We start from the raw sequence: 12,981 nt of genomic DNA on the forward strand, positions 1-12,981 counted from the left end.
GTAGTGGATAATTTTCCGTCCATGTCACCACATCCGTACGAACAGCGTCCCTCGGACACCACCAATCGCAACGGTTCGACGGGCAGTCACGACGGAGCCGTCTCCGGTCGGTGGGTCGGCGACGCGTCGGTCGAACTCGGTGTCGCAGGTGTCCAGGGTCGACTCGACGACAAAGCCATTGGAGTCGAGACAGAGCGTGTCGGCGGTGCCGTCAGCGTCAGCGTCGCCAGTGATGCTGACCGCGAGGTCGGTGTGGTCGTCGACCCCGAGCTGGGTTCGAAACGAGGCACCGTCATCGAAGCTGCAGCCGGTATCACCGTCGGAGCCATCGAAGAACGCGGCTGTACACGTCGGGTCGAGAAACGTCGGAGATGAGGACTCACTGAGCAGTCCACCGACGAGGGTATTGGCGACCCGGTCGGCACCGACCGTCTCCTCCTGCGATCCCGCTTCGAACGGCTCCATCATCGTTGGAATGAACGCGAAGACGAATACAACAACGATGAGAAACACACCGGCTCCGATACCGAAGTCGATAGTCGTCTGCCCACGGATGTCGGTCGAAGTGTTCGAACGTCGATATTGCGCGCTCATCCGACCACCATCCACACGAGCAACGCGATGGTCTGCAGGACGACGACGAACTTGACGCCCGAGACAATGTCAGCGTCCGTGAGGTAGCCCGATATGAACCCCGAGAGGATCGCCTGCAGTGTGACGGCGTGGAAGAACAACACGGAGAGGAGGTTCGGGTCGACGCCGCCGCCGAAGTCCATCCCGCTGCCGCCGCCCGCGCCCCCACCGCCACCGGAACTCGCTTGATCGGTCAACCCGGCCATCACGTCGAGGAACTGCGTCTTCAAGATGGCCATCACGGCCAGGAGCGTGAGGTAAGTCATCACGATGATCACGACCTGCATCCGTGTGCGTGACTTCCGCTCGCGGTCGATGTCGTCTTGGTTCTCGGAGGCCTGTGCGGCCGTACTGAGCACGTCCGTGATCTGGCTGGAGGCCTCCTGCGCCTTGGTGATGAGTTTGACCGTCCGGGCGAGTCGCGGGATGTGGTACTTGTTGTTGAACTCAACGAGCGCCTCCTTGAGGCTCATCCCGTAGTTGACCTTTCCGTGCATCACGGCGAACTCGTCGGCGAGTTTTCCCGAGGAGGTGTCCGAGACGGTCTTGATCGATTCGAGCAGCGTCTGCCCCGTATCGTTCGCACTCGAGAGTTTGCGGAGGTTGTCCGAGAGTTTCCCGACGATGGCGGTCCGCGAGCGGACGTTCCACGTGTGGAAGACGGCAAGCGGGATCGCGACGACGTACATGGGGACGTACACCCAGATGAACGTCCCCCAGACGGGCGCGTCGACCATCCCGTCCCAGGTGGTCGGAGCCGACCCAGTCGCGACTGCGAGACCGATTAGGACGACTGCGGCCGGGACGGTGAGAAAGAGCGTAAAGAGCGGGAAGTCGCGGAAGAAGTGATGCGGGCGACGCAACAACTCTTTCGTCTTGTAGGTTCCCTCGCGGGATTTGATGCGGTCGAACACGCCGTGGTCGCCGACGAAGCTCTCGACGAACCCGAGGTGGAGAAGCCCCTCTTTTCGGCTGTCGTCGAGACGGGCGCTGGAGTCGGCAGGGCTGAGATAGCCGTCGCCGATCTCGTCCTGTTTGACCGTCGAAACGAGGACGAGAAAGCCCGCCCCCGTGATGGGGATGAGCCCGTAAACCGTCGCATAGAGCATCACGTCGTCGGCATTGCCGAGCATACTCATGATGACGAGAATGATAATGAGAAGCAGGGGAAACAGCGAGAGCGTCATGTACATCTCGCCGAACAGCTCCAGCGTCTCCAGCGTCAGCTCCTGTTGCTGTTTGGCCGTCCGCATGTACTTGTCCTTCTTGTCGTCGAGGAACTGCTGCATGTTGCCACCGGAGTTGACGATCGAGAGCATGTCGGTGAGGAACTGCGAGAGCTCGTCACTCGGCGTCTCCATCGCCTGGTTGCGGATGGCCGTCCGGTAGTCGACACCGAAGTACTCCGTCTCCTGGACGATGCTCTGGAACTCCTTTGCGACCTCACCGTAGGTGTCTTCGGCTTTCGCCATCGACTCCAGCACCTCCAGTTGGTTGAGTCCCCCTACCGACAGCGCGTACATGAACGAGACGGAGTCCGAGAGCAGCATGTTGATCTCGCGCTTACGGGCACTGGCCTTCGAGTAGGGGATGGCGACGAGCGACCCGAACCCGAGTGCGAACCCGATCGACCCGAACACCAGTCCGGCGAGGCCGATGGCTGCCGGCACCTTCGCCGCGACGACGAGGTCGTAGAGCGTCTGGTTGGGGATGCGTGCTCCGAGCGACAGTGACTCGGCGGAGAGCAGCCCAAACGAGAAGACCGCATAGGCTAGCAGCGTCCCGACGAGCCACAGCACGCCACCGGTCAGCGTCCCGACGGCGAGCGCTCGCGAGAGGTACAGTTCGACCGTCTCGGCCATCCGCGCCTGAGCCAGTTTCTCTTCGACGTCGGCGACGAACTCGCCGTCGGCGTCGAACAGGCGACTGAAAAGCGGGTAGAACGCGTCGCTCAGCAGCCCCGAACTCACCCCGACGCCGCCCTTGGAGTCGAGGCTCATTCGTCCTCCGTCTCGTCGGCCCCGAACTGCCAGCCGCCGGACGACGCCGACTTCTCGTCGGTGGTGTCGTCGACTCCGTCGTTGTCGGTGTCGTCGACGCCCTCATCGTCGTCCACTCCCTCGCCGGATCCATCGGACTCGTCGACCTCGCCGCCGTCACCCTCGAGACCGTCCGGCTGAGAGACGTCGCCGTCGAGGGCGGCCGTCGGTTCCTCACCGTCGAGTTCGTTCGGGGGGGAGCCACCCGCTCCGAGTGTGGGGGTTCGGTCTCCGTCATCGAGTGACGGGACGTCCTCGTCGGGCCACGAGAGCGAACCGACGTCCGTGAGATCTGTCGCCGACTCCAGGTCGGCGAGTGCGTCCGCCACACTCCCTTGGCCGACACCGCGGTACTCGGGGAACAACTCCTCTTCGGCCCGACGAAGGAGCTCGTTCGCCTCGGCGAGAATCTCGTCGGTCGGCTCCGGCCGCGGCACCATCTCCTCCTTGTCGGGGTCGATGTCGATGAGCACCGACTCCATCTCGCGGAGATCCTCGAGACTCCGCTCGAGGTCGTCGGTCGCCATCAACGAGAGGATGGTGTCGGGGTCGTTGATGAACGCCTGGAACGTGGCGGCGACCTGCGTGTACGTGTTCAACCCCTCGACGATGAGATACGCGAGAACGACCTGTCGCTGGAACAGCTCCTCGTCGAGCGTCGCCCGGTTCCACCCGCGGTCGAACATGATCTCGTCGAGCGTGTTCGAGTCGCCCATGTGGAGGAACTCGTCAGTCTCGGCCTGCCACTGGTAGACGTCTTGGACGTTGATCTCGTCGTTCTCGGCGTCGTAGTGGTTGATCTCAGTGAGCGACTTGTTCCGGCGGACTTTCCGCCCGTGGACGCGCGTCGACGTCTGGATGGAGACGAGATCTAGCGCCGAGAACATCGTCTTCGAGACGTTGATCGGTTCTGTGGTGAAGCGCTTGAGTACCTCACCGACCGAATCGGCGTGGAACGTGGTGTAGGTGGTGTGGCCGGTCGACATAACCTGGAAGAGCGTCCGTCCCTCCTCACCCCGGATCTCACCCATGACGATGTAGTCGGGGCGCTGTCGGAGAGCGGCCTCCAGGAGGTCGAACTCGTCGACGTCGCCCTTGTCGTCCTCGGAGAACGACGGCCGCGTGACCGAGGCGATCCAGTTGCGCTGAGGCAACTCGACCTCGCGGGTGTCCTCGATTGAGACGATCTTCGAACTCGAGGGGATGAAAAGCGAGACGGCGTTCAGCGACGTCGTCTTCCCGGAGGCCGTCCCGCCGGCGAAGATGAGCGACTTGTTGTTCTCGATGCAGAGCCACAGGAACGCCATCTCGTCCAGCGAGAACGTCTTCCAGTTGATGAGATCAAGCGGTGTGAACGGGACGTCCTTGAACTGGCGGATGGTGTAGTTCGTCCCATGGTCCGACACCTCTCGACCCAGCGTCAACTGCGCACGAGAGCCGTCGGGGAGCGTTGCGTCGACCTGTGGCTGCCGCTTCGAGATCCCTTTTCCCGATCGCTGGGCGAGTTTGACGACGAACTCGTCGAGTTCCGTCTCGCCGTGGAGCACGTTCGAGATGATCTGTTCGTACTCGCCGTGGTAAACGAACACCGGTGAGTTGTAGCCGTCACAGGAGATGTCCTCAACGTTGATGTCGTGTTTGATGGCGTCGATCCGTTCGTAGCCGATGAAATCCCGCGTCAGGTAGTACAGCAGTTTGTTCACCTGATATTCGGTGAGCGTCCGGGCGTCCTCGGCGAGGACGGCCGGTTCGGGTCTGGCGGCGATGCCGTCGAGGTTCGCCGTCTTGTCGGGCGGGTCGCGGTAGCCGAACAGGCGGAGGGCGCGACTCACTGGACCGTCGTCGTCGACGTCGAGGTCCAGTCGGTCTGCGACAGAGTTGGCGAACCCGCCGTCGTCGTCGCGGCTGTAGAGGTCGTAGCGGTCGAGCAAACGGTACGTCTCGCGTTCGATGACGTCCCGGCGACTGTCGTCGCCCGCCGCGACGACGTCCGTCTCGGAGTACTTGATCGCCGTCCGGAGTTTCCCGGTGAGGAACTCCTTCAGGTCGACCTCGATCTCGTTGAGGTACGGTTCGACGACGTAGTACTTCTTCTCGTTCTCCTTCCTCGAGTGGAAGACGACGACGAACGCGTGGGGTTCGTTCACCCAGTAGCGTTCGACCTCTCGGAAGTGCGTCTTCTTCGGCATCGGGACGGCCTTCTCCAGGTCGTAGCGGTTGGCGACGGTCGTCGCCCCCTCTGCGGTGTGGAAGAACGCGTCCTCGTCGATGTCCTCGACGACGTCGACGGTTCGCTCGTCGACGAGTGCCGTCAACTCTTCGCCACGGTCGTGGAGTCGCGAGAGCGTCTCGTCGAGCGTCCCGTGTTCGTAGTCAAGATACTCCGAGCGGTCGAACGGGACCTTCTCGCCTTCGGCGTCCTGCGGAGCGGAGCCGTCTTCCTCGTAGTAGTAGAGGCGCTTGTGATGTTCCCACAGCCACTCGTCTTTGACGACCGGCGTCGTCTCCGGGTCGCAGAACGCCTCGAACGCCTCGTGGAGTCGGGCCGCGTTGCCCCCGCCGTCGGCGAGTCGCGGTTCGAGCTCGTCCGGATGGAACCCCAGATGAGCCGCCGGGTCGACGTCGACGCGTTCCCAGTCTTCCGCAGTCGGTGTGTGTGTCTCGTCGTCCGCGTCCCACCGATCGCTGCCCGGTGCGGGACCGACGTCGGCGTAGAGTTCGTCTGCAGACCCCTCGGGACCGTACTCCTCGAGGTAGTCTCGCCACGTGTACGAACCGACGACGGCCGTCTTCGGCGCAGTCGCTCCCTCCTCGTTCTCCCCCGACGACTGCTCTGTGTCGACGGCCCCCTCCAACTCCGTGGCGGAACCGTCGACCCCGTCTGTAGCCATTGTCAACAACAGGCTGGTAGAGTTAAAAAAGTCTTCTCCCGGAGAAAGTGTTGAAAGGAAGTCTGTTAAAATACTAGAGATGTACGTGGGTAGGCGACGAGCCACAGTACGAGAGAACGCCGGGGAGATACGAAGTCGCTCGCGACGTGCCGCCGTTACTCAGAGAACAGCGGACGTGGCGGGATTCGAAGCCGGGAGCGAACGCTAGTGAGCGACCGAGGTTCGAATCCCATACGGTACCCAACTGGTTGCTCGCTTCGCTCGCAACACAGTCTACGGGCGTGACGGGACTCCCGCGAGCGAGTGAAACGAACGAGACGGACGTGGCGGGATTCGAACCTCGGTCAGACGTGCTCGCTTCGCTGCGCGCGACCTCCCTGATCCGAATCCCGCACGGTTCGTTATCGGACTCGCTCCGCTCGTCACGATAACGGGCGTGACGGGATTCGAACCCGCGATCGAGAGGTTAGGAACCTCTCGCCCTGTCCACTAGGCCACACGCCCCGGCGGAGGTACGAAAGCGCACACAAAAAGCGTGCGCTTCTGACCGGAAAGAGTCGGCCCGACCCGGTCGGGCAGAAGGGGGTTAGTTGTTCCGCTCGGTTTCGGTCTCGCGGTCGCGCTCGGTGACGGTGTCGCGCTCGGTGACAGTGTCGCGCTCGGTGTCGGTGTCGTCGGCACCGATGTCGGGCGTCGGTTCGTCCTCGTCGTCGTCTCGCGAGCCTTTGCCCTGCCGCATCTGCTCGAGTTCGTCTTCGACCTCTTCGCGGCCCTTCTGGAACTCACCCATCGCCTGCCCCGTCGAACGGGCGAGCTTCGGAATCTTGTTCGCGCCGAACAGCAAGACGAGCACGAGGAGGATGATGAGGAGCTCCGGCCCGCCGGGGATCGGTCCGAACAGTGGAATCACGGTGTCAATCATCTCTACCCCTGCCTAACCATGTGTCGATTATAGGCTTTTTGCTCGTCGCGGTCGTCAGAAACTGAGCTGACACCCCACCGTCGTCACCCTCGTGTGAGTATCACTCCCGATCGGTGTCGAGAGCACAAACGTCATCTTCGAAGCGACTGTACGCCGAATCATGGTAGACGTAGGCGACGACGCTCCCGACTTCACCGCACCGTTCGTGACCGACGAGATCGGCCCGAAGACGCTCTCGGACGTGCTCGACGAGGAAGCACCCGTCGTGTTAGCGTTCTTCCCCGGCGCGTTCACCGCCGTCTGCACGGACGAGCTGTGCACCTTCGAGTCCGAACTCGCCGCGTTCGACGACGTCGGCGCCACCATCTACGGAATCAGCGTCGACACTCCCTTCGCGCTCCAGGAGTTCAAAGAACAGCACGACCTCTCGTTCGGTCTCGTCAGCGACACGAACAAGGAGATCGTCGCCGACTACGACGTCGAGATGGACTTCGACGACGTCGGTTACTACGGCGTCGCCAAGCGCGCCGTCTTCGTCGTGAACGGCGACGGCGAGGTGACGTACGAGTGGGTCAGCGACGATCCCGGCGTCGAACCCGACTACGACGAGGTCGAGGCGGCCGCCGCCAACGCCGCAGGACAGCGCGCGTCAACGAACTAACCGAACCCCGAGGACTTTTTCTCACCGGACCGTCAAGCCGTAGCCATGAGTAGCGACACAGAGGACGTCGGCGACGTCGAGGAGACCAACGGCGCGCGAAGCTACGACCCCGACGAGGAACACGCCTTCCCCGACGAGAAACTGAACGAGGTCCTCCCCGCCATCGAGAACGACGTCGAGATCACGACCTATCTCAAAGCCCAGAACGTCAACGCGGTGACGCGGAAAGGTTACAACGACCACGGTCCGAAACACATCGAGATCGTGCGGAACCGGGCACTGCGGCTCTACGATCTGCTCAAGGCGGGCAACGTCGAGTTCAACGGCGCACAGGATCAACATCTCGAAGAGGCGGACGAAGCGGTCATCGTCGCGCTGGCGGCGACGATCCACGACATCGGTCACGTCGTCCACCGCGACAGCCACGCCTACTACTCCATCCCGCTCGCGGCGGACCTGCTCGATCGGTTCCTCCCGCAGTTCTACGACACCGAGGAGGTCGTCCGCATGAAGGCGGAGGTGCTCCACGCGATCCTCTGTCACCACACCGAGGAGGACCCGCTGACGACGGAGGCCGGCGTCATCCGCGTCGCCGACGCCCTCGACATGGAACGAGGTCGCTCGCGCATCCCCTACGAGAAGGGCGGTCGCGGCATCAACACGCTCTCGAGTCAGGCGATCAGGAGCGTCACGCTGAAACCCGGCGAGGGAGTGCCGGTGCTCGTCGAGATCGAGATGGTCAACGCCGCCGGCGTCTACCAGGTCGACAACCTCCTGAAGGCGAAGCTCCACAAGTCGCGGCTGGAAGACGACATCCGCATTGTCGCAGTCAACACCAAGGCGGACGATCAGCTGGTCGAACGGATCGAACTCTGAGGAGGCGACCGAGTCCGGAGACGCGTCGCCAGTGACGGTTACGACTGCGGCGAACGCGTCGGTGAAAGCGCCGTTTTTCAGGCCGAAGACCGTCCCTGTAAACAACCGTGTCGTCAGGGCTGGGTCGCTCCGTAGCACTGTTTCGTGACCGCGAGTTCGCCGCACTCGCAGGGACGGCGTTCGCCCGCAGTCAGGCGTACTCGACGGTGCTCATCGCACTCGCGCTGTACGCCGAACAGTTCGGCACGACGGGGTTCGTTGAGGGGCTGTTCGGAACGTCGTTCGCACTGGCCCAGCTGCTCATCGTCCTGCCGCTCGGTCGGAAGATAGACACCGGCAACGCGAAGCGCTTCCTCCTCGCGGGACTCGTGGTGAACGTCGCCGTCTTCTGCGGCTTCGCTCTCGTCGAGAACGCGACGCACGTCGTCCTGATGCGTGTCGCACAGGGCGTCGGCGCGAGCGTCCTCTGGATCACCGGGTCGACGGTCGTCGGCGAGATCAGCCCCGACGACGAGAGCGGCCGCTGGCTCGGATCGTACAACCAGGTCGCCGCGTTCTCCAGTCTCGCTGGGGACGTCGTCGGCGGCTACCTGCTCTACGCCTACGACTTCCGGCTCACGTATCTCGTCCTCTCGCTCGTGACCCTCGGCGCGTTCGTCCTCGTCTTCACGTTCCTCCGGGACAACCCCGGCGGGAAGACGGACCCCGAGGAAGCGACGAGCGTCGAGACGTTCCGGACGCTCCTCGAACGGCCGATGGTACGAGCGCTCGTCTCCTTCCGCCTCACGTTCAGTTTCGGAAAGATGGCGGTCATCATCTTCCTCCCCATCCTCGCCCGCACCGAGTTCGGGATCAGCGCCTTCGCCATCGGCTGGATTCTGGCCGGCGGAAAGCTAACGAAGTCGGTACTCCAGGGGTACACGGGCGAGTTGACCGACCGAATCGGTCGAAAGCCGTACTTCGTCGCGGCGGGCGCACTCCTCTACGGAGTCGGGACCGCGGCGATTCCCCTCTCGTACGTCGCGGAAGGGACGCTCGATCCGGTGACGGTCGGATTCGCCGGCCGCACGGTCGAACTCGGCGGTGCGTTCTTCGCGCTGTTCGCCGCGTACGGGCTGCTCGGCGTCGCCGACAGTCTCCGGTTGCCGGCGAGTATGTCGCTGTTCGTCGACGAGGGCGAACGGTTCGACTCCGTCGCCAGCAGCATGTCGCTCCGGTCGATCTCGTGGAAGGTCGGGCAGGTGGTCGGACCGGCCGTGGTCGGGGTCATCATCGACCTCGTCTCGACGACCGCGGCGTTCCTCACCGCGGCCGGGTTCATCGTCGTCGCGACCACGGTGTTCACCGTCGTCCAAGCGCGGGCACGGCAGCCGACGGCCACCGTCTCGACGGTGGGAGACTGACCGACGGGAAGCTTCGAGTCGGTCACACGGCGTTTCGGCTCGTCGCCGTCTCGGTGTCCGCACCGTCTGCGCCGGTGGCGACGCCGTCTACACCGACGGTCCCGGCGTCGGAGCCGACAGCAGTATCGCGCTCCGCGTTCGCTGCCGCTCGGATCTCCTGTTCGATCTCCTCGCGACCGCGGCGGAACTCGCCCATCGCTCGCCCGCTCGCGTGGGCGAGTTCCGGAAGCCTGTTCGCGCCGAACAGGAGGACGATCACGGCCAAGATGACGAGCAGTTCGGGACCGCCTGGGATGGGTCCGAACAGCGGGACGCTGTCGTACATGACAGACACAGTACGCTTGCAGACGAGATGAACTTCGCTGTCGGTCGTCGGACAGGATCCGTCGTCGACGGTGTCTCCGAGGCGACGTGCGGTGACCGAGGTCTTCGACTCGCAGAGCCCGGACTGTTTTGCCGGTCGGAGACGAACGAGGAACGATGACACCCGACGACAGCGTCCGAGACACGACGCTCACCGCGCTCCGACACGGGCTGGTCGACCGTTCGGCAGACGAGTCCGTCGTCGGCGTCGTCCGCCACCCGTCGAGCGCGTTGCGCGCCGTCGTCGACGAGTGTGAACCGGTGCTCGCGCCGCCGGCCGAGGTGGTAGAGACGTTCGAGCGCCGCCGCGACGCGTTCAAACGCGGGGGGTTGTGCGACGAAGGCGCGCACAACGCCGCGTGGGAAGACGTCGGCGTCGACGACCGATACCGCGAACACCTCGAGACCGACGCGGCCGCGAGCGACGCCCTCGACCGACTCCGACACCGACTCGGGGCAGGACAGTCGCTCCTCCTCGTCACCGACGAACCCTCGGAGAACCGGCGGAGCCACCGGACGATACTCCGAGACCGACTCGAACGAGTCGAGTGAGTCTCACCGGAACGGGTTGACGCCGACGAGCGCGTCCGACAGGGCTCGCGAGACGAAGAGAGCGAACGTTCCCTCGACAGAGAAGAGCACCAGCCCGTTGGCGAGCAGGTACGCCGACAGTGCTCCCGCCGCGACGCCGAGGAGGACCGACCCGACGCGAAGCGCACGGTCGTCATCGCCGAGCAGTTCGGAACCGACGACTCAGCCGACGACGAGCCCCAAGACGAACGCTCTGAGTCCGTAGATCTGAATCGCTTCGCCCTGGACGGCGTCGAACAGCGCGAGCGCCCTGAGCTGCGCCGTTGGAAACGGCTCAATACGCTAGTACAGCGCGAAGAACAGCAGCGCCGACGGGAGACTCGGCGTCTACAGTTCTTGATCGGTCGGCCGGATGAGGATCTCGTTGACGTCGACGTGCGACGGCTGGCCCACGGCGTAGACGATCGACCGGGCGATGTCGTCGGGGGTGAGTGCGTCCATCGCCTTGAGTGCTTCTTCCGCCTGTTCTTGCTGCTCGTCGTCCGGGATGTGTTCGGCGAGTTCGGTGTCGACGAAGCCGGGTTCGATGAGCGTCACGCGGATGTCGTTCTCGCCAGTGACCTCCTCGCGGAGCGCCTCGGAGAAGCCGTTGACGCCGAACTTCGTCGCGTTGTAGCCGCTCGACCCGGCGTACGCCTTCCGACCGGCGACGGAGGAGACGTTGACGACGTGGCCCTCGCCCTGCTGTTGCATGATGGGAAGTGCAGTGTGCGTCACGTTCATCAGACCGAGGAGGTTCACCTCGACCATCTGCCGGAAGTTGTCGGTGTCGGCGTCTTCGACGCGCTCGAGCAGCATCACCCCGGCGTTGTTGACGAGGATATCGAGACTACCGAACTCCTCGTACGTCCGGTCGACCATCTCCTGTCTCTCGGCTTCGTCCGTGACGTCGGTCGGGACGACGAGCGCCTCGCCGCCGTCGGACTCGATGCGGTCGGCGAGCTGTTCGAGTTCGTCCTCGCGTCGGGCGGCGAGCGCGACGCTCGCACCCGCCTCTGCCAACGCCTCTGCGGTCGACTCGCCGATACCGGAAGATGCGCCTGTGACGAGTGCAGCCTTGCCGTCGAGGTTCTCGGTGATCGCGTTCATCGGATCTCTGCCTTGGTCGGTCGTGGGAAAGAGGGGTCCGCTGGGGGAGACACTGACCGGCACTGTCGGTCGGGGCGGATTCGGCCGGTAATCGTGTCAGACGAGACGGTTCGAGTCAGTTCAATTGTAGTGACTCGCGACAGAGCACGCTACTTGTCGCGTGGAGTTCAGAGAAATGCACCGGCCGGGAGTTGAACCCAGATCGTTGGCTTGGAAGGCCAAAGTCATGCCATTAGACCACCGGTGCGCTCGCTTGCACACCTGTCTTTCTGCTACCCCGTTAAGGATGTTACTCTTTTCAGTCGTCGCCGAGGCTGAACGCGCGGGCCGCCTCTCGCAGCGACGGCGAGATGGCGGGCGTCTCCTCGGCACCGACGGGACCCGACTCTCGGATCTCGTCGAGGCTCTTCGGGAACTCTCGGAGGTCGTAGTGGATGCCGATGCCCGCCTTTGCACCCTGTCCCATCGCGACCGGGATCTGGTTGTGGCCGGGGACGAGATCGCCGACGGCGACGACGCCGTCGACGCTGGTGCGACCGTGGTCGTCGACCGCGACGGTGCCGTCGTCGTTGATGTCACAGCCGAGTTGGTCTGCGAGGCCGTTGTTGTAGTTCGAGCCGTACATCGGGAAGCCGCCGCGGTACTCGCGGACGGTCCCGTCCTCGAACTCGAAGCTCTCCAGCCAGCCGTCTTCGCCCTTCGTCATCCCTGCGATCTCCTCCTCGACGACGTCGACGGGGTGGGCGCGGAGCTGTTCGTCAGTCTCGTCGCTCCACTCAGGCTCCTTTCCGCGGAGCAGCAGGTCGACCTCGTCGGTGAAGTTGAGCATGATCATCGCGACGTGGGCGGCGCTCTCGCCGTGACCCATCACGTAGACCGACTCATCGACGAACATGTAGGCGTCGCAGTGCAGACAGTAGTGGAGACCACGACCCGTCCGCGGGAGCGGCGGGTCCGGACGTTCGTCTGAGAACCCGGTCGCGAGGACGACGCGCTCGGTGAGGTACTCGCCGTCGTTCCCGCTCACCCGGAACCGACCGTCCTCGAGTCGCTCGACCTCGGTGACGAAGTCTCGGTGGAAGGTCGCTCCGTACTCGGCGACCTGCTCGCGTGCGGTCTCCAGGAACTCGTTGCCGGAGACGTCTTCGGTGATCCCGATGACGTTGTGCGTCTCCAGCATCATCGCCGCTCGCCCGCCACCGCGGTCGACGACCGCAGTGTCGTGCCCCAGTCGTGTCGTGTACAACGCAGTCGTCAGCCCCGCCGGGCCGCCGCCGACGACGACGACCTCGTACTCGACAGTGTCGGCTGCTTCCGTCTCGGACATTGTCTACCCCGACTTTACCGCTGACGGGAGTTAAGTGCATAGCTCCTGTGCGCAAGCTTCATCAGCCCGCTGTATGGTGACATTGGTCATATCGGTATAGTAGTAACAAGACGGACCGACGAACAGTTGTACTCAAAGACACACTTTGACGAAGTCATGACCAAAGTGAGTGCCTGTAGGTTTGAC

The 12,981-nt window shown here is 63.8% G+C and carries 11 protein-coding genes and 2 tRNA genes; 4 read left to right on the forward strand and 9 right to left on the reverse strand.

Annotated elements, in window-relative coordinates; all coding sequences use genetic code 11:
* Window positions 1–24: 24 nt before the first annotated feature.
* The 5 genes from EOHIBHHM_RS01065 to EOHIBHHM_RS01085 all read right to left on the reverse strand — a co-directional run bounded on the left by EOHIBHHM_RS01065 (window position 25) and on the right by EOHIBHHM_RS01085 (window position 6,485).
* The gene (locus EOHIBHHM_RS01065) at window positions 25–594 is read right to left on the reverse strand and encodes a DUF7287 family protein (protein ID WP_497253775.1); all 570 of its coding nucleotides are present in this window, start codon (window positions 592–594) and stop codon (window positions 25–27) included.
* Complete coding sequence (locus EOHIBHHM_RS01070; RefSeq protein ID WP_497253777.1) at window positions 591–2,633, reverse strand: type II secretion system F family protein; 2,043 nt, start codon at window positions 2,631–2,633, stop codon at window positions 591–593. The genes EOHIBHHM_RS01065 and EOHIBHHM_RS01070 overlap by 4 nt, the downstream gene beginning before the upstream one ends.
* Window positions 2,630–5,563 carry a type II/IV secretion system ATPase subunit gene (locus tag EOHIBHHM_RS01075; RefSeq protein WP_497253779.1) on the reverse strand — a complete coding sequence of 978 codons (2,934 nt, stop codon included), beginning with the start codon at window positions 5,561–5,563 and terminating at the stop codon, window positions 2,630–2,632. The genes EOHIBHHM_RS01070 and EOHIBHHM_RS01075 overlap by 4 nt, the downstream gene beginning before the upstream one ends.
* A 431-nt stretch (window positions 5,564–5,994) precedes the next feature.
* Window positions 5,995–6,067: transfer RNA gene (locus EOHIBHHM_RS01080), tRNA-Arg, on the reverse strand.
* 82 nt (window positions 6,068–6,149) lie between these two features.
* Complete coding sequence (locus EOHIBHHM_RS01085) at window positions 6,150–6,485, reverse strand: Sec-independent protein translocase subunit TatA/TatB (protein WP_497253781.1); 336 nt, start codon at window positions 6,483–6,485, stop codon at window positions 6,150–6,152.
* A gap of 160 nt (window positions 6,486–6,645) precedes the next feature.
* Between EOHIBHHM_RS01085 and EOHIBHHM_RS01090 the strand changes: the two genes are divergently transcribed.
* The 3 genes from EOHIBHHM_RS01090 (at window position 6,646) to EOHIBHHM_RS01100 (ending at window position 9,425) form a co-directional block, all read left to right on the forward strand.
* Window positions 6,646–7,146, forward strand: coding sequence for a redoxin domain-containing protein (locus EOHIBHHM_RS01090; RefSeq protein ID WP_497253783.1), 501 nt, complete (start codon window positions 6,646–6,648; stop codon window positions 7,144–7,146).
* A 45-nt stretch (window positions 7,147–7,191) separates the two neighbouring features.
* Window positions 7,192–8,022: an HD domain-containing protein gene (locus EOHIBHHM_RS01095; protein ID WP_497253785.1), complete on the forward strand. Its 831-nt coding sequence runs from the start codon at window positions 7,192–7,194 to the stop codon at window positions 8,020–8,022.
* A 107-nt stretch (window positions 8,023–8,129) separates the two neighbouring features.
* Window positions 8,130–9,425 (forward strand): MFS transporter, encoded by a 1,296-nt coding sequence (locus tag EOHIBHHM_RS01100; protein ID WP_497253787.1) that lies wholly within the window; start codon window positions 8,130–8,132, stop codon window positions 9,423–9,425.
* A 22-nt stretch (window positions 9,426–9,447) separates the two neighbouring features.
* Here EOHIBHHM_RS01100 and EOHIBHHM_RS01105 read toward each other — a convergent pair whose 3' ends face one another.
* Complete coding sequence (locus EOHIBHHM_RS01105) at window positions 9,448–9,750, reverse strand: Sec-independent protein translocase subunit TatA/TatB (protein ID WP_497253789.1); 303 nt, start codon at window positions 9,748–9,750, stop codon at window positions 9,448–9,450.
* A 155-nt stretch (window positions 9,751–9,905) separates the two neighbouring features.
* Here EOHIBHHM_RS01105 and EOHIBHHM_RS01110 point away from each other — a divergent pair, with 155 nt between their 5' ends.
* Window positions 9,906–10,340, forward strand: a complete 435-nt coding sequence (locus EOHIBHHM_RS01110; protein WP_497253791.1) for a DUF488 family protein, N3 subclade — start codon at window positions 9,906–9,908, stop codon at window positions 10,338–10,340.
* A 366-nt stretch (window positions 10,341–10,706) separates the two neighbouring features.
* On the opposite strand, the gene EOHIBHHM_RS01115 is transcribed toward EOHIBHHM_RS01110, so the two are convergent.
* From EOHIBHHM_RS01115 to EOHIBHHM_RS01125, 3 genes are all read right to left on the reverse strand, one after another.
* Window positions 10,707–11,468, reverse strand: coding sequence for an SDR family oxidoreductase (locus tag EOHIBHHM_RS01115; RefSeq protein ID WP_497253793.1), 762 nt, complete (start codon window positions 11,466–11,468; stop codon window positions 10,707–10,709).
* 176 nt (window positions 11,469–11,644) lie between these two features.
* Window positions 11,645–11,715 (reverse strand) — tRNA-Gly (locus tag EOHIBHHM_RS01120).
* A gap of 51 nt (window positions 11,716–11,766) precedes the next feature.
* Window positions 11,767–12,795 (reverse strand): NAD(P)/FAD-dependent oxidoreductase, encoded by a 1,029-nt coding sequence (locus EOHIBHHM_RS01125; RefSeq protein ID WP_497253795.1) that lies wholly within the window; start codon window positions 12,793–12,795, stop codon window positions 11,767–11,769.
* Between the last annotated feature and the right edge of the window lie 186 nt (window positions 12,796–12,981).

The organism is Halogranum roseipondis (genome assembly GCF_059695585.1).